Source organism: Sorangium sp. KYC3313 (assembly GCF_052075895.1).
In the GTDB taxonomy this organism is placed as follows: domain Bacteria; phylum Myxococcota_A; class Polyangia; order Polyangiales; family Polyangiaceae; genus Sorangium; species Sorangium cellulosum_B.
The window spans coordinates 2,124,060-2,141,124 of record NZ_CP197255.1 but is presented as its reverse complement, the minus strand read 5'-3'; the positions used below and the strand labels follow the sequence as shown (position 1 = coordinate 2,141,124).

Genomic DNA, 17,065 nt, shown 5'->3' with positions numbered 1-17,065 from the left:
GCGATCCGGCGTGCCGCGAGAGAGCCACAATGTGGTCAGCGGCGGTTCGCCGCACTACGCTGCGGCGCTCGTATGGAGACGCTCGCTGCGAGGATCGCACGCGCCGGTCCATTGCCGGACAGGGACGCGGTCGGCTGGGTCGTCCGCCTGGCGAAGCGCGTCGAGAGCCTGCACGCGCGCGGGACGGTGCACGGCCGCCTGTCGGCCGCGTGCGTGGTCATGGAGGGCGAGCCGTGCACGTCGACGGGGTGGCTCTCGGATCCGCTCGCCACGCCCGCCTTCGTGGGTTACCGCTCGCCGGAGCGGGCCGCGGGCGAGGGGCCGTCGCGCCGGGACGACACGTGGGCGCTCGCGGTCACCCTGTACACGGCGCTCTCGGGAGCGCTCCCGTTCCCTGCCGAGAGCGACCAGGAGCTCCGCCGCAAGCAAGGCGCCGGCGCCGCGCCGCGGGTAACGCCGCCCGGCGCGGCGGGCGACGCGCTGTGGCGCGTGCTGGACCAGGCGCTCGCGCGCCGCGCGGAGCAGCGGATCACCGAGGTCGCGGCGCTCCGTCGCGCGCTGGAGGCGGCGCGGCCGGGCGACGGCCTGGAGGAGCTGCCGCCGCTCGATGAGCACGCGCTCGCGGCGCCGGCGAGGACCATTCCGGCGCCGCGCCCGTCGAGCAGCGGGGTGCGGGGGACGTCGAGCTCGCAGCCGCCCCGCAAGAGCGCGCCGCCGCGCGAGGGCACAGGCTCGCAGCCGCCCCGCAAGAGCGCGCCGCCGCGCGAGGGCACAGGCTCGCAGCCGGCCCGCAAGAGCGCGCCGCCGCATGGCCACTCGAGCTCGCAGCCGCCGCCCATCGCGAGCGCCTCGGCCCGCCGGACGCCGTTGCCCCTCCACGGGCTCGCGAGCCTGGGGCTCCGGTCGACGATCGGCGTGCCGACCACCCCGCCTCCGGAGGCGCCAGACCGTGCCTCGAAGGCGCAGACCGCGTTGCCTGCCGCATCGCCGCGGCTCGCCGGCGCAGCGACGGCGCAGCCGCCCGTCGCGCCCGCAGCGACCGCGCTGCCGCCCGTCGCGCCCGCAGCGACCGCGCTGCCGCCCGTCGCGCCCGCAGCGACCGCGCTGCCGCCCGTCGCGCCCCCAGCGACCGCGCTGCCGCCCGTCGCGCCCCCAGCGACGGCGCAGCCGCCCGTCGCGCCCGCAGCGACCGCGCTGCCGCCCTTCTCCCCCACCGCGGTGCCTCTCTTCGACGCGGATGCCCCGGCGAGCCCACGAACGGTCGACGACCTCCCCTGGCTGGGCGAGCAACACACGCACGAGCCGTCGCACCCCTTCCCGATGGCCCCCGGCAGCGTCGCCGCGCGCCTCGGCGCGCCCGGGCCCGGCGCGCCGACGCCCCACGTCCCGGCCGTCGATCTCCCCTGGCTGGGCGAGCACGACACACACGAGCCGTCGCACCCCTTCCCGATGGCGCCCGGCGGCGTCGCCGTGCGCTTCAGCGCGTCCGGGCCCGGCGCGCCGACGCCCCACGTCCCGGCCGTCGATCTCCCCTGGCTGGGCGAAGACGACGCACACGAGCCGTCGCACCCCTTCCCGATGGCGCCCGGCGGCGTCGCCGCGCGCGGCGGCGCGTCCGGGCTCGTCGCGCCGCCGCTCCGGGCGCCGGCGCCAGCGCCCCGAGCGAGCCGCGAGACGCCGTCCCCGGCGCGCCGGTGGGTCACGCTGGCCCTGGGGGTCGTGGCCATCGCGGGCGCCGCGGCGGGAGCCTGGTTCTGGCTTCGCCACCGCGACGCCGCGCCGCCGTCCCTCCCCGCGCCGCCGTCTGCGGGCGCTGCGCCCGCCGCATGCGCCGCCCCCGCAGAGCCGAGCGCCCCGGCGCCCGGTAACGCGGGCGCGGAACAGACAGGCACGGCGGCGCCGGCGGACGCAGGCACCGCGAGCACAGCGCCGGATCCTGCGGCCACGGCGGACTTCGCCGCATGCGCGATGCCGCTCTTTCCCGGCAAGAGCGTCGACGCCGCCATCGCGGGCCAGCTGTCGTTCGTCTGCGCCGAGACCGACCCGATGAAGGGCGTCGCGGCGCTCAAGAACCACCTCGCCCAGGCAGCTGGGCCCAAGGGCGTCTCGGACGCCACGAAGGAATGGGCCGTGCTCGGCTGGCACGACATGGCGACCGTCGCGACCCTGCGCGCCCGCTGCTGCCACGCCCCGCCCCCCCTCGAGCTGCCCCCCACGCCCGAGGGCTGCGCGCCGCTCGATGAGGCCCTGAACGAGCTCGGCGCGGCCGTCGCGTCGGCGTCTGCTCCGGGCGATCGGGCGGTCGCGAAGGCGGCGCGGCGGTACATGCGCGCAGCCCAGTGCGTCGCCCGGGTCGGCGCCGCGACCCGTTACGGGCGCAAGAGCAAGCCGGATGGAGGCGAGGCCAGCGCCTTCAGGAAGGTGCTCTCGCGCGCGCTCCGGAGCGCGGCGCAGGCGCGCTGAGCCGCGCGCACGTCACGTCGCCCGTGGCGCGTGCCCGTGGTGCGCGCCGTGCCACCGCGTGACGTGGCGGGCGACGCGGACGGCACGGCCGGCGCGAACAGCGCGGATCGGTCGCTCGACCACCTCGCCGAACGAGCGGTTCTGGGGTAGCGTCCGCGGTCCCATGTCCAACGAAGCGAGCGATCTCCTGCTCGAAATCGGCGTCGAGGAGCTCCCCTCGTCGTTTGTCGAGGCCGCGCTCCGCGCGCTCCCGGATCTCGCAACGAAGCGCCTCGCGGAGCTCAGGCTCCGCCACGGCGCGGTGCGCGCGCTCGGCACCCCGCGCCGGCTCGCGCTGCTCGTCTCCGGGCTCGCGGCGCGCCAGCCGGACCTCGAGGAGGAGGTCACCGGCCCGCCGGTCAAGGCGGCCTTCAAGGACGGCGCGCCCACGAAGGCGGCCGAGGCGTTCGCGCAGAAGCTCGGCTGTACCATCGCGGATCTGCGCCGCGTCGAGGGGCCGAAGGGCGAGTACCTCGCGGGCACCCGCCGCGAGGCCGGCAAGCCCGCGGCCGAGCTGCTCCCGGAGGTCCTGGCGTCGCTCGTCGCGGCCATCCCCTTCCGCAAGTCGATGCGCTGGGGGCAGGGAGATTTCGCGTTCGGCCGCCCCATCCAGTGGCTGGTCGCGCTCTCCGGCGGCGAGGTCATCCCGGTCGAGATCGCCGGCATCCGCAGCGGGCGCACGAGCCGCGGCCACCGCTTCCTCGCGCCGGGCGAGATCGCGATCGGCGCCGCGAAGGACTACGTCGAGGCGATGCGCGCGGCGCACGTGCTCGTCGACCCCGAGGCGCGCGCGCAGCTCATGCGCGAGCGCCTGCTCGCCGCGGCGCGGGACGCGGGCGGCGCGCTGATCGAGGACGACTTCCTGATCAGCGAGAACCTCTCCCTCGTGGAGGAGCCGCACGTCATCGTCGGCAGCTTCGAGGAGCGGTTCCTCGAGCTGCCGGAGCGGGTGATCCTCGAGGTCGCGCGCGGCCACCAGCGCTACTTCGGCGTCCGCGACGCGAGGACGGGGGCGCTGCTCCCGAGGTACCTGGCGGTCGTGAACACCGCGGAGGCGCCCGAGAAGATCAAGCGCGGCAACGACAACACGATGCGCTCGCGCCTGTCGGACGCGCAGTTCTTCTACCGGGAGGACGTCAAGATCCCGCTCGCGAGCCGCCGCGAGAAGCTCGGCGGGATCGTGTTCCAGAAGCGGCTCGGCAGCGTGCTGGCGAAGGCCGAGCGCGTCGAGCGGCTCGCCCGCGAGCTCGGCCTGCTCCTGATGCTGCCCGAGCAGACGCTGGTGGCGGCGGCCTCGGGGGCGCACCTCGCGAAGTGCGATCTCGTCGCGCTGATGGTGGGCGAGTTCCCCGAGCTCCAGGGCGAGATGGGGCGGGCGTACGCGCTCGCCCAGGGGGTCAGCCCGGAGGTGGCCGATGTCGTCCGCGATCACTACCTGCCCAAGGGCGCCGCGGACGCGACGGCGCCGACGAACGCCGGCGCGCTGGTCGCGATGGCCGATCGGCTCGACACGCTGGTCGGCTGCTTCGCGATCGGGCTCGTCCCCACGAGCACCGCCGACCCGTACGGGCTGCGCCGCGCGTGCCTCGGCGTGCTGCGCACGCTCCTGGATCGCGATCTCGACCTGCGCCTCGGCGCCGCGTTCGGCGCCGCCTACGACGGCTACGCCGGGGTGGAGCTCAACGTCTCGCGCGAGGAGCTCGCGACCCGCCTCGGCGAGTTCTTCTCCGAGCGGCTGCGGGGCCTGCTCTCCGACCGGCTCCCGCAGGACGCGGTCCTCGCGTGCCTGCGCGTCGCCGCGGATCGCCCGCTCGATCTCCGGGCCCGCGTGCGCGCGATCGACGCGCTGAGCCCGGAGGTGCGGGCGCGGGTGGGCGAGGTCTTCAAGCGGGCCACGAACATCGCCGACAAGGCGCCTGCCGGCGAGCCGGTGGCGCCGTTCGGACAGGACGTGCACCCGAGCGAGACGGCGCTCTTCGCGGGGTACCTCAAGCTGCGCGAGCAGATCGCGTCGGACGTCCGGAGCGGCTCGTACGACACCGCGTTCAGGGCGGTGGCGGACTTCGCCCCCCTCTTGCACCAGTACTTCATCGACGTGTTCGTGATGACCGACGACGCGGCCGTGCGGGACAACCGGCTGCGGCTGATGCGCGCCCTGTCGGAGACGTGCGGGAGCCTGGCCAGGCTGGAGCTCCTCGGCGAGGCGCCGCGCGCGGCGTCGTAGCGGAGCCTGTTTTCCCTTCTCGACTCCTGTTGCGCCCCTAGCGGGCCTCGCTGAGCTCGCCACGGGCGTAGCCTCGCGGTTGGGGCCGCGGCGCACGGCTTGGATCGACGTCCCTGCTAGCTCGACCGCACGCGGCTCCCCTGGTGCTGCCGTCCCCGGCGCCGGATCCTCGGCGGCGCCGGCGCGACGCTTCGGACGACGCCTAGGCAGGGCGTTGTGCTGCTTCCGGGAAACCGGATCCGGTGACGGCTAGGCAGCTGGCTGCTTCCGGGAAACCGGATCCGGTTGCGGCGAGGCAGCTGGCTGTTTCCGAGAGACCGGACCCGGGCGCGGCGAGGCAGATGGGCCTATCACGCCATCGCGGCATGCCCCAGTCGGCAGCGACGCGTTCGGGCCCGGTTGCACGACGCTCGGCCGTGGCCAACGCCGCCGAGTTCATCGGGCGAGGACGGTTCAGGTCGAGGTCACTGCTTGGTCGCTCGGAGCGCGCGGAGGATGGCAGGGAGGTCGTCGTGGTTCTGGTAAGGCACGACCTGAACGTTGAGCTCGCGCTGCCAGCGATCCCGATCGCGCGGGTCTTTCATGAGCGCATAGTGCAGGCTGGTCGCCGATCCGAAAGCGCGCATGTTGAGCTCGAAGATGAGATCCAGGTCGAGTGGATCGTTGATGCCATAGCCAACGAGCAGGAACGTGTAGGTTTGGAGCAAGTAGCTCATCGTGCGCTGGTAGGGCTCGTCCCGGGCCGCTGCGTCGTACTCGCTCCGAGTCATCACGACGGTATCCTCGTCGTCGGCGGTGCCGTGGATTTTGTACAAAACCTTGCGCCCCTCTTTGATATCGGAGAGCACACCGTCAGACTTCTTCCACGTATAAGGCTGCCGCGCCGGCTCCGCCTTTTCGAGGAGCTGGTCGTAGTTCGTGGTCACGAGGACGCCGAGACCCAACTCGACGAGCGCGCGGTGGACATCGCCGGGCGTCGCGTTCGGCGGGCGGAAGACGGCGTTGAGCGCCGCCTGATACCGGCGCGCACCACGGAGTGCGTCCTTGGGGGCGTCGAGCACGCGGAGCATGCCCTCCAGCGAGAGATGGCCGCCCTTCCAGAACGTGCGCAATCCGTCAAGCTGCTGCGGCTCGAGCACCCCATGATTCTGCGCCTGGTCGAAGAGCCGCTCGGGCAGCTCGTTCCACCGCGGGAACTTACCCATGACGTCGCGGGCCATGGACAGGCCCGAGCCGAAGAGCACGGCGAGCTTGTTCTGCCTGTACGCTTCGACGAGGGGGGGCGGGAACGAGAAGCTGGGCGCGGCGGCAGGGGGCGGATGGTCGGGCATGGGCGTGCAGGAGGCGGGGCGGAGATCGATGATCTCACGCGGAGCGCGGGGGGTCCAGGTTCCCTGAGCAGCGGCTTCCTTTGCACCGTGAATGGCCCAGGTGAAGTCGCGGTCGGGGAAGGTCTTCTGGAGTTGCTCGATCGCCACCACGGCCTCGATGGAGCCTCGCGATCTCAGCTCGCTGAGGAGCGTATTTCGCAGCTCGGCCACTCTATGACGCGGAGTGATTTCATGAATCTCCCCCTGTGGATCTTGCGGATCGTTGTCGCTCGGAAAGTGGCGCTCGATCCAGACATAGATCGCCACGGCATCCGCGATCGATAGGCCCTCACCCCATGTGCTCGCACGCCGGAACTCAACCTCGTCAACGAACGTGAGAAACACCTCGTTACCGAAATCGGGATCCACCTCAATCAGAGGATGAACGACCGGCCAGCCGACCTCGGGGCTAAAGGCCAACAGCGCATGGGCTGCCGCGTGGGAGCGAAGCCGTCCAGGCCCCCCCTCAGGAACCGGACCGTCCAGGATCGACACCGCCGCATCCGTTGCCCCCTCGACCCCATGCCGCATCAGCTCATCCAGGAGTTCGCCGAGGAATCGAGGCTTCAGATCGGGCCGCCGTGCATACTCAAGCAAGAAACGCCCGAGATCCGCATCCCAGCACGCTGCCATCTGGTGAAGCCGGTAGGGGTGGCCGTGCTTGCGATGGTCCTCGTCGAGCAGAATGCGCAGCACATCCCGCACACGCGCAGGCTCGGCGCGATATGCGCGAGATACGACCCGTTGGCTTTGTGCGTCAGCGTCGAGTACAAAGGCTACAGAAATCGCACTCCAATTTGCCCAGACGGCGGCTGCATGCTCGTCGAGCCACGCGGGATCGACGGCGTCGAGCAGGTGGATGTACCTATAGCCAGCAGCAGCAGGGTGATGCAAAACCTCTTTACCGAGCCATTCGTCGGAGTGGTCGTTGACACGCAAAAGGTACTCGCGACCGACGTCAAGGATGCGAGCCCGAGTCTCCTCGTCGGCGCATTGCCAGCCGGGGAAAGTGGTAAGATCTTCTTCGTGCAAGTCGCCATGGGACTTGCCTTCAGGGTCTATCGCAAGCAATAAGTGCAGTCTCCAGCCAGCATCGAAATCGCCCTCTCTGAACTGCCGCAAGCGAACCTCGATCCGCTTGTGCATGCGCGAAAATCTTCGGGGCATTCGCCGCTTTACCCGCAAGTAACCACGCAATTTACGGGCCCGACGATATTCGCGTCGCATCCGCCGGGACTCGGCTGAACCGAGCTCAACGTCCTTGATGAGCCATGGCATTGCCTGGCGAAGCTCGCCCAGCTCATCCAATGCTCCGAGGATGGGGTCTGCGACCTCAAAAGTCCAACTCCGGCATGCTACTTCGCTCAAGACAGCCGCCCAATGCTCACGTTCTGTCGGCGTCGCCCCGGCGCGAAGCTGCTCGATGGCCCAGGGCACGTCTTGAGCGAGAACAAGTCCGTGATTGATAAGCGAGGATGCGTCATGCGGCCCCCAGGGCAACAAGGCAACCATCGCGGTTGCGAGCAGGCGTCGCCGGCCATCGTCTCGCGCTGGATCGGGGGTCTCCTCGCCGCGGTGACCGCGCCCCTCGAAGATGCCGTCATGCACCGCCAAACGCCGAATCACTGCCTGGGCGAGCAGCGCTCGCACCTCGGCATCTTCGACTCGGTCCCAGGCCATCCGCAGAATCTTATCGAGCAACCTGCCAGATGCCAACGATACGTCACGGCGTGCGGGCAACCGGATGGTCCAACGGAGGGCCTCCGGCAGAGCTGCTGGAGGCAACGTTTTGGTCAGTTTATTCAGGAACAGCGCGTAAGATCCGCCGTGAACCCGATTTTTCAACAACGTCAAACTATCAAACAACTCGGAGGCGGTGATGTCGTCAGGCCAGAGAGCCAGCAACGCATATCCCTTCAGCTCGCGTTCCGGATCCTTGTCACAGTCGCCGCGAAGAAGCGGCAACAGCCGTCGTTTGGTTTCCCGCGATCCGATGCGCCCAAGCGTGCGCGCGGCCGACGGACGGATCTCGTCGTCATCGCTGCCATCGAGCACCACATCCGCCACCACGTCTTGGAGCGCCACCACCGCGCATGCATCCATCAAGTCCAGCGCCACGCGCCGGGCCATGATGTAGCGGTCACGCCCAATAATATAGGGACGCAATTGATCGGCGAGCCCAGGGTGGCTGAGGCGCGCCAGAAGCTCACTCCGGTGAAGGATGGGCATTGCCGACACCTCTCGCCGGTCGATCTTCTCCAGCAGAGCTCCAACCAACGCCTCGCGCTCCGCGTTCCCCTCCATCGCGGAGTCGCTCCCGAGCAGCGGTTCGGGGTCCGCGACGAGCATGTGCTGGAAGAACTCCCTATTCATGCTCGCCAGCCACGCCACTGTCTCGCGCAGCGCCGGGATCACGCGGCCCATGCCACAGTTCGAAACCTCTCGCGCGACGTGCGCCGTCGATAGCCCTCGCTGATGCAAGAACCGGGCTGCCAGGAACTCGGCATATGTCTGGTGAGCCCACCCGATCTGCCCGCTGCCACGCGGCGCGAAGAGGCCGCTGACATTGAGCACCTCTTCGAGTGCATCGGTGTCGACCGTCACCTGTCCGGACGAGCTCGGCTCGGTGGCGCCGGCGAGGTCTTCGAGCGTGACCGCCTCCGGCGGCACCGTTCCCAGATCCATGCCCGTGTACACGATGGCGCGACGTCCGAGCACACGGACTGCCGCGATCCGGGAAGCGATCGCCAGACGCTCCGAGCCGCGCAGCTTCCCGGTACGGCGTGCTCCGTGGCGCGATCGGCTCGACTCCTCGCAGAGGATCCTGCACCCCTCCTCATACAGGTCCAATCGCGTGCGCGGTAGCTTCCCGCAACGCCGGTACTCCTTCAGCAGGAACCCCAGCGTTACCGGCTTGCTCGCCAGCGAGCCGACGTCCACCCGCGCGACCTCGGCGAGGAACCCGGCCGCGTCCTTCCCGGCAGCCAGCGCGATATCGCTCTTCCGCAGCGGCGCCAGGGAATGGAAGGTCGCCTGCGGTTCCTCTCCGTTCGGCTTCCACAGGAGTGGGAGCTGCTCGTCGAGCACGACGGGCCATTCCGCCGTGCGGCACGCGATCCGTAGCCGCAAGGAGTCGACCGGCCCGCGCCGGATCCGGTCGATGAGCTGCGACGCGACCTCATGCGCCCCCCGCGGGTGCTCGTCCAGGCTGTCGACAACGAGCGTGAGCGGCGCTCGACCGGCCAGCCACTGCTTAAACGCGTCCGTAGCGAAGATCTGCTCGTTAAGGTCGGGGTTCCACCGACAGTCGACGTCGAGCAACGTCGCGGAGCGACTCCCACGAACGCCAGCCACGTATGCGCGAACCGCATGCGACTTCCCGCTCCCCGGCTCCCCGAGCAACGCGACGCACGGCTGGTCCTCGAGCTGCTCCAGCGTCCGTGCCTGCGGGTTGATGTCGCTCCCGTACAGCCCCTCAGGATCGGCCAGGCACCCGCGGCCGTCGAGCACAGGCGCCGTGTCGCGCGGGATCCAGAACCGTGTCCACGGAAGAACGTCGATTTCGCCGAGCACCCCAGCCATCACCCGCCTTCGGGCGCGTCCACTCGTCCTCGTCAATGTCGACGAAGGGTTCGTCGTCGAGGAGCGTCCAACGCGCAACCACGCCCAAACGATACGCTGAACGGGCGACGCGCGGAAGCGAGCCGGATCGCGAGCGCGACGCCGCGCGTGGCGCGCGCAGGATCTGCATGATGCGGCGCGTGGGTACGTCGTTGAACCGGCTCCCAGGAGGGGGATCACGTCAACCATCTTCTGGTACCGGAAGCGAGCGTGGCTATTCGCCCTTGACCTCCTCAAATCGTTTCGCCTCGCCTTTCCCCTGCAGTACCGTTCGCCCCATGCCGGGATGTCCGCCCTATCCGTTCGCGTTCTTCGGGGCAGCGCCGAGCGACTGGTTCGACCTCGAAGGGGACCTGTTCTCCTATGAGCTCTGCTTCGTGGCGCCCCCGGACGCGGCCGCGCGGCGCGCCGTCGGCGAGGCGTAGGAGCGGGCGCTCGACGCGCGCGCGGTGGAGCACTGCGAGCCCTTCCAGTGGGCCGATCGCTGGGCGCTCGCGCGGGTGCGGCCGGCGGGGTGGAGCAAGGCGTGCGTCGCCGACATGGCGCGCGCGGTCCAGCAGGCCCTCGCCGCGGTGCACGGCGCGCACCCGATCGAGGTGGCCTCCCTGGCCGAGGCGATCGAGAGCGACAGCGACTGGGACGCCTGGTCCGCCGAGCAACGACCCGAGCCCCCGGCGGGCCCGAGGTGGCCCGTCGAGCTGCCCCGCTTCGGCGGAGGCGCGCGCTTCGCGGCTGCGTGCGCGGTGGATCCGGCGGTCGAAGCCGCGCGCGAGGCGGCGCGCGCCGCGGCCCCCGAAGAGGAGCGCTCGTCGGAGCGCGCGGCAGGCGACGACCACGACGCGGACGAGGCGGACGCCAGCGACGACGACAAGCCCAGGGTCATCTCTGGCGGGCTCCGGCTGGAGCTCGTGCCGGGCTACAAGGCACCCGGGCCCTCCGACGAGCAACAGAGGCTCTTCGGGCGGAGCGGCGAGGTGCTGATCGCGCCGAACGGCCTCGTCTTCGGCGTCGCCAAGCCGAAGCGAAAGCCGCCTGTCCCCGCGTGGATCGAGAACGGCGAGCTCCGCACCGCTCAGGGCGATCCGCTTGCCACCACGACCGGCGCTCACCTCGCCGCGCGCGACGACGGCGGCGCGGCGCTGATCGGGGAGGATTCGGAGGCCGTATGGGAGGTCGTGTTCGCGGATGGCTCCGTGCGGCGCCTCATCCAGCACGACGAGCCCCTCTCCGACGTCGCCTACGGCCCGGAGGGCCGGGTGCTCGTGCTCGCGAGCTCGATCGACGTCTACCGCCGCGAGGGAGAGGGCGCCGTCCTCGAGCAGCGCTGGGACGTGGACGGCTACGGCCTGACCCCCGCCCTCGGCGGCCGGCTGCTCCTCGTCAAGAGCTACGAGGGCGAGGACTCCGAGGACGGGCTGACCATCGTCGGCTTCGACGGGAGCAAGCTGCGCCGCGTGGGCCGCGTGAAGGCCTCCGTGGGCGAGGTCCGGATCGCCGAGGGCCGGGCCTTCATGGATCACGTCGGCGACACCTACGAGCTGCTCGGCCTCGACGCGCTGGTCGAGCGGCTCGCCACGAGCCCCGACGCGTTCCCCGAGGTCGCCGTGTACACGCCGTCCGAGGAGGACGATGACGACGACGAGGCGCCGGAGTCAGGCCCGAGGAAGGCGCCCGAGGAGTACGCCGTCGAGCCCGCCCCGGGCCGCGTCGGCGTGCGCTACCTGGGCAAGCAGCGCCCGCTGCCGGAGGACGAGGAGGACGTCCCGAAGGACGTGCGCGCGCGTTTCGGAGCGGGCGCGCGGGAGCTCGAGCGCTACCGCCCCGCCGGCGTGTACATCGGGTGGAAGAAGGAAGCCCGGCGCTCCTTCGTCTTCGCCGTGCTGAAGGACGGGGAGCTCATCGAGACCGCGGTGAAGGCGAGCTCCCCCTCGTCGACGGGCCTGGTGACCGCGGATCGGAGCGCCGCCCTCGTGGCGACCGACGGCGACGCCAAGCTCTGGTGGGTAGACCTCCCGCACGGCAAGCCGGTCCTCGTGCACGACTTCAGCAAGGAGGAGAGCGAGGACGAGATCTACACGCTCGAGGCGCTCGCCTCCGGGCGGGTGATCGTCGGCACCTCGTCGGAGACCTGGATCTTCTCGGTCAGCGGCGGCGCCTCCAGGCTGGAGGCGCGCGGCGACCTGGATCTGCGCGTCGTGGAGAGCGCCGCCCGCCGTCAGGCCATCACGCTCGAAAAACCCCGCGCCGTCCGGCCGCTCGACGCCATCGAGAGCAGCCGGCTCACGCGCTCCTCGGTCGTCGGGTGCGTCGAGAACCACTTCAGCACCGAGCCGGCCCCGGCGAGCGGGTTGACGATGAAGAGGCTGGCCGTCGCCGGGCGCGCCGCCTCGGGGGGCACGAGCGCCACACCGTGCTCCAGCTTGGACAGCGCGCTGGCGAGCGCCTCCGGGTCCCCGGACAGCCTGGCGCCGAGCTCGTCCGCCATGTACTCGCGCGACCGCGAGATGCCGAGCTGCACGAGCGTCGCCGCGATCGGCGCCACGATCGCGAGGGCCAGCCCGCCGAGCGGGCTCGCGCCGTCCCCCTCGTCGTCCGACGATCCGCCGAATATCCCGGCGAAGCTCACGGCATGGGCCACCCACGTGATGCCCGAGGCGAACGCCGCCGCGATCGTCGATACCAGGATATCGCGGTTCTTGATGTGCGCGATCTCGTGCGCCAGCACGCCGCGCAGCTCACGCTCGCTCAGGAGCTGCATGATGCCCTCGGTCACCGCCACGACCCCGTGCTCCGGGTTGCGCCCCGTGGCGAAGGCGTTCGGCTGCGCGTCCGGGATGACATAGACGCGGGGCTTCGGGATCCCCGCCCGACTCGAGAGCTCCTCCACCATCCGGTGCAGCCCCGGGGCCTCGAAGGGCGAGACCTCGGCGGCCCGGTGCACCGCGAGCACGATGCGGTCGGACATGAAATACGCACCCAGGTTCATCGCCAGCGCGAGCACGCCGAACAAGACGAGGTACCCGGGCCCCAGCGCCCCGCCGATGGACACCAGGATTGCCGACATGACGCCGAGCAACAGGATCGTCTTGATCTGATTCTTCATGAACTTCGTTTCCTCCTCGGAACGGAGCGCTGCAAGAGCTGCTCCCCCGAGATCGATGTGTCGCGCGCGTCGCATTGCAATGCCCCGCGCACCCGATCAGCAGATGTCGTGTCCGGCGGATTCCCGCCTGTGGCTCTCCCGACCGCCACTGCTGCTGGCCCGCCCCATTCCGCCCCACCGCCCCATTTCGCCTCGCGGTCTATTCCACCTCTGGTCCACCTCTGGCACCGCGATACGCGAGCTCGGCGCGGAATGCGCCCGCCAGCGCGCCTCACGCCTGCCAGATCGCCAGGAGCCACACCGCGACGCCCGCCGCGCACACCGCGAGCCCCGGCGCCGCCCGCGGCCACACCCACTGCCCCGTCACCGTGACCCCGCGCCGCGCCACCCAGACGGCGCCCGCGACCCACGCCGCGAACGCCCCGACGAGGGCGACCACCCAGCCGACCCGCGGCGCCTCGTCGCGCGCGAGCGCCGCGAGGTGCTGCCGCTCGACCGTCACGGCGGGCTCGGTCCGGGTGCCCGGCGGGCGCGGCGCGGCCGCCGAGAGGCGGGCGATGGCCGCGTTGGCCAGCTCCAGGTCCTCCGCGTGCGGCGTCGTGAGCCACCGCGTCTCCAGGGCGGCCGTGCGCACCGCGCGCCACGCGAAGAGCGCCGTGTCGGCCCGACCGAGGCCCTCCGCGGCCGTCGCGAGCGCGATCAGCCGCTCGTACGCCACGCGGACGTGCGGCGCCCCGGGGGCGTACCAGCCCGCCGCCCGCCGCGCGTGGAGCGCCGCCGCGTGCGCGTCGCCGGCGCGCAGGGCGTCCGTGCTCTCCGCGATCTCCCGCTCGCCCGCGGCCACCACCCGCAGCGACGCCGCGCCGACGAGGAAGCCGGCGACCGCCAGGCCGCGCAGCACGCCGAGCACGACCGAGAGCCTCACAGAAAGTCGCGTCTCTTGAAGACGAACGCCGCCACCAGCAGGAGGATGAGCGCCCACCCGGCGCACGTGATCGCCGCCCAGCCCAGGTACACGAGGAGGTTCGCGTCGGCGACCTCGCCCGCGAGCAACGGGCGCGGCGGCACGTAGATCTGAAGGTTCGGGACCACCTTGGAGAAGGCGCGCGCCGCGGCGCTGATCTGGGGGCCGAAGTACTTCACCGGCAGCCGGGCGAGCGAGTCGGCGTTGCGCCCGATGAGGAAGACGCCCAGCGTGAGCAGCGACGACAGGAACGGCGTCGAGAACGACGAGAACAGCGTCGCCACCGCGGCGACGATGCCGACCTCGAGGAACGCGAGCGCGCTGCCCGCGAGCACGACGCGGCGCTCCGTCGGCGCGCCGTCCGAGAAGAGCACGCCGAGCACGAGGAAGACCGCCGCCCAGGGGATGAACCCGTACGTGCGCGCCGGCGGCGAGCGCCACGCCACGAGCCCGAGCGCCGCGAGCGAGGCGGCCCCGGCGCCCGCCACGAGGGCCAGCGAGCGGCCGGCCAGCACGGCGCTGATCTGCAGCACGAGCCCGGCGTCGGCCAGGATGAACACCCCGAGCGTGAGCAGCGTGCCGAGGTACTTGCCGACGAGGTGCTCGCCGCGGCGCACCGGGCGGGCCAGGATCGGGAAGATCGTCTTCTGCTCGAGCTCGCGGTACAGCGACGTCGCGCCGATGATGACCGCGACCGCGATGCTGAAGAGCGAGATCGACGCGACGCCGAGGTCGCTCACGACCCGCGCCCCGTTGCGGAGCGTGTAGGCGCCGACGATGATCGAGTAGAACGCGACCGCGAAGGCGACGCCCGCGAGGCCGATGAGGATGCGCGCCCGAAGCGATTCCCGGTAGGTGTTGAGGGCTATCGCAGAGATGCGGCCGAACATCGGGGCGACGTTAGCAAGGGACGGGGGGCGCTTGTAAAGAGTCGCCGGTCAGGGGCCGGCGCCGTCCCCGGGGTCGACGACCCGCACGTCCAGGAACCACAGGCCGTGCGCGAGCGCGTGGCCGTCGACCTGGAGGTAATAAACGCCAGGATCGAGCACGAGATCGAGGAAGCTCCGCTGGGGATCCGTACCGATCGTGCAGGATCGCGGCATTTCGACGCCGGGGCAGCCCGGGCCGCGGCGGACCGAGAGCAACGTCTCGTAGCTCGAGCCGGCCATGTCGAGCACGACCCGCCTGCGCGCGGTGAGCGTGAGCCGGAGGAGCTGGTCCCGGGCGCCGCCCTTCTGCGTGCCCGCGCGGTCGCAGCCGGCGTCGAAGTCCGCGGCGGCGTTGGCCGTGTTGCCCTGGAAGAAGCCGCCGCTCTCCGGGATCTCCAGCGCCCCCTCGCACGCGTCGGAGAAGGGCACCAGCGTCGGCGGCGCCGCCGGCCGGACGAACGCCGTCACGCTCACGGGCTGGCCGAGCTGCGCCTCGGCCACGACCCGGTACGACCCCGGCGCGACGTTGCGCCGCGCGCTCCGGAGCGGCGTGACCTCGCCCTCGGCGCACGCGAGCCGATCGCCTTCGCCGCCGCACGCCGGCGCGGACAGGGCGATCGCGCCGGAGTCGCCGGCCGACAGCTTCTCGACGAGCAGCACGTCGGACGCGACCGGCAGCTCGAGCGCGTACACGGCGTCGACGGCCGCGGGGCCGCAGCCGAGATCCACGTCGTCCTGGTGGCCGAGCAGCGACACGGAGACCGTCCGGTTCGGCGCGAGCTCGGCCGCCCCTTCGCACCCCTCGTCCGGCGGAGGCTCGGTCGGCGGCGAGAGCTCCAGCGTGACGAGCACCGAGGTCGGCGCCGTCGCGGAGACCGCGACGGCGTACACCCCGGCCGGCAGCGCGCGCCGGAAGAGGTGCGGCGCCGCCGCCGTCTGGCAGGCGAGCTCGTCCTCCGGCAGCGCGCACGCGGCGCTCCGCAGCGAGAGCGAGGGATCGCCGTCGCCGTCGGTCGAGATCGCGTAGAGGTCGACGTCCCGGGGCTCGGCGAGCTCGAACGTGTACACGAGCTCCCCGAGCCCGGTCTCGCACGCGGTCCCGAGATCCAGGGCGGCGTCGACGATCGTCGCCAGCGCCGGCGCGCCCGGCGAGAGGGGCGCCGCCGTGCCGCACGTCTCGTTCTCCGGCGCCGGCGCCGGCGGCAGGAACGCCACGTCGACGATGACCGGCGCGCCCACCTTCGTCGTCACGTAGAGCGGCAGCGCCGTCGCCCGCTCCGGATCGCCGAGGCCGCGGGCCCGGAGCTTCGCGAGCTTGCCGCCGTCCGCCGCCTCGTGGGGCCCCCCGCACGCGAGCTCGGTCGCGGCGTCGCCGCACTGGCCGGCGAGCGTCACGGCGACGTCGGTGGCCTCCGTCTCCCCATCGGGGGCCTCCGTCCGCGCGGTCACCTCCACGTCGACCGGCGGCCCCGGCGGCAAGATCACCGCGGCCACGACGTCGTGCGTGCTCGCAGGGCGGGGCAGGCCGCACGAGCTCGCGTAGTGGAAGCCCGCGCCCGCCGTCGTCATCGCGTACGAGCCCGGCGCGGAGATCTCCAGCGCGTCCAGGCACGTGTCGTGCTCCGGAGACACACAGCCGCTCTCGTCGACGCGCCCGTCGCAGTCGTCGTCCCGATCGTTGCCGCAGACCTCGGGCTGCATCGACGACACCGTGGAATCGGCGTCGTCGCAGTCGCCCCCGCCGCAGTGCTCGTCGGGATCGCCGTCGAGATCGGCGTCGCGCGGCGCGCTCGAGCACGTCTTGGTCGCCTCGTCGCACGCGTCGATCGTGCAGGTGCTCTGATCGTCGCACGCGACCGGCGCGCCGGGCACGCAGCCGAGCCGCGGGTTGCAGCGCTCGACGCCGTCGCAGTAGACGTCGTTCTGGCAGGCGCTGTCGTCCGGCGTGAAGCGGCACCGCCCGAGGGCGGTGTCGCACGCGTCGAAGGTGCAGGGAAATCCGTCCTCGCACTGATCGTCGTCGACGCACGGGCCGCCCAGCGTCGGGTCCGCTGGAGCCTGCTCGCCGCCGGCGCCGCCCTCGCCGCCGGCGCCGCCGTCGCCGCCCGCCCCGGCCGACGGGAAGGGGCTCGGGGCGCTCGAGGCGCAGGCGGCGCCGGAGAGCGCCGCCGCGGCGACCGCTCCGCAGAGGAGAGCGAGACGCGTCAAGGAGGAAGGCGTCAAGAAGGAGGAAGTGTGAGTCCGCATCGAACGAGGTGAGCGGCAATGAGCGTAGCAGGGCACCGCCACGTCTGGCATCATGGCGCGCGATTCCGCCGAGCGTCGCGGATAGAGGGAAAAACAGGGTGACCA

The 17,065-nt window shown here is 71.9% G+C and carries 8 protein-coding genes; 3 read left to right on the top strand and 5 right to left on the bottom strand.

The features are described 5' to 3' along the window. Positions 1-72: 72 nt before the first annotated feature. Both ACSRUE_RS08355 and glyS read left to right on the top strand, forming a co-directional pair. A complete protein-coding gene (locus ACSRUE_RS08355; protein ID WP_441290556.1) occupies positions 73-2,463 on the top strand; it encodes a hypothetical protein in 2,391 nt (796 codons plus the stop codon). Positions 2,464-2,626: 163 nt separating this feature from the next. Beyond that, positions 2,627-4,726 (top strand): glycine--tRNA ligase subunit beta, encoded by a 2,100-nt coding sequence (gene glyS, locus ACSRUE_RS08350; RefSeq protein WP_441290555.1) that lies wholly within the window; start codon positions 2,627-2,629, stop codon positions 4,724-4,726. A 464-nt stretch (positions 4,727-5,190) separates the two neighbouring features. On the opposite strand, the gene ACSRUE_RS08345 is transcribed toward glyS, so the two are convergent. Continuing rightward, positions 5,191-9,678 (bottom strand): SIR2 family protein, encoded by a 4,488-nt coding sequence (locus tag ACSRUE_RS08345; RefSeq protein ID WP_441290554.1) that lies wholly within the window; start codon positions 9,676-9,678, stop codon positions 5,191-5,193. A 317-nt stretch (positions 9,679-9,995) separates the two neighbouring features. Between ACSRUE_RS08345 and ACSRUE_RS08340 the strand changes: the two genes are divergently transcribed. Further along, a complete protein-coding gene (locus tag ACSRUE_RS08340; protein WP_441290553.1) occupies positions 9,996-10,142 on the top strand; it encodes a hypothetical protein in 147 nt (48 codons plus the stop codon). 1,790 nt (positions 10,143-11,932) lie between these two features. Here the strand turns inward: ACSRUE_RS08340 and ACSRUE_RS08335 are convergent. From ACSRUE_RS08335 to ACSRUE_RS08320, 4 genes are all read right to left on the bottom strand, one after another. After that, positions 11,933-12,820: a zinc metalloprotease HtpX gene (locus ACSRUE_RS08335; RefSeq protein WP_441293067.1), complete on the bottom strand. Its 888-nt coding sequence runs from the start codon at positions 12,818-12,820 to the stop codon at positions 11,933-11,935. Positions 12,821-13,091: 271 nt separating this feature from the next. Then, entirely contained in the window at positions 13,092-13,745 is a 654-nt protein-coding gene (locus tag ACSRUE_RS08330; RefSeq protein ID WP_441290552.1) for a hypothetical protein, read from the bottom strand. After that, entirely contained in the window at positions 13,742-14,674 is a 933-nt protein-coding gene (locus ACSRUE_RS08325) for an ABC transporter permease (RefSeq protein ID WP_441290551.1), read from the bottom strand. The genes ACSRUE_RS08330 and ACSRUE_RS08325 overlap by 4 nt, the downstream gene beginning before the upstream one ends. 48 nt (positions 14,675-14,722) lie before the next feature. After that, positions 14,723-16,921, bottom strand: a complete 2,199-nt coding sequence (locus ACSRUE_RS08320; RefSeq protein ID WP_441290550.1) for a MopE-related protein — start codon at positions 16,919-16,921, stop codon at positions 14,723-14,725. Positions 16,922-17,065: the final 144 nt, after the last annotated feature.

What these genes read in the sequence shown, in the direction of transcription:
- ACSRUE_RS08355 (WP_441290556.1), top strand. Translation starts at nt 73, where the DNA reads ATGGAGACGCTCGCTGCGAGGATCGCACGCGCCGGTCCATTGCCGGAC.
- glyS (WP_441290555.1), top strand. Translation starts at nt 2,627, where the DNA reads ATGTCCAACGAAGCGAGCGATCTCCTGCTCGAAATCGGCGTCGAGGAG.
- ACSRUE_RS08345 (WP_441290554.1), bottom strand. Translation starts at nt 9,678, where the DNA reads ATGGCTGGGGTGCTCGGCGAAATCGACGTTCTTCCGTGGACACGGTTC.
- ACSRUE_RS08340 (WP_441290553.1), top strand. Translation starts at nt 9,996, where the DNA reads ATGCCGGGATGTCCGCCCTATCCGTTCGCGTTCTTCGGGGCAGCGCCG.
- ACSRUE_RS08335 (WP_441293067.1), bottom strand. Translation starts at nt 12,820, where the DNA reads ATGAAGAATCAGATCAAGACGATCCTGTTGCTCGGCGTCATGTCGGCA.
- ACSRUE_RS08325 (WP_441290551.1), bottom strand. Translation starts at nt 14,674, where the DNA reads ATGTTCGGCCGCATCTCTGCGATAGCCCTCAACACCTACCGGGAATCG.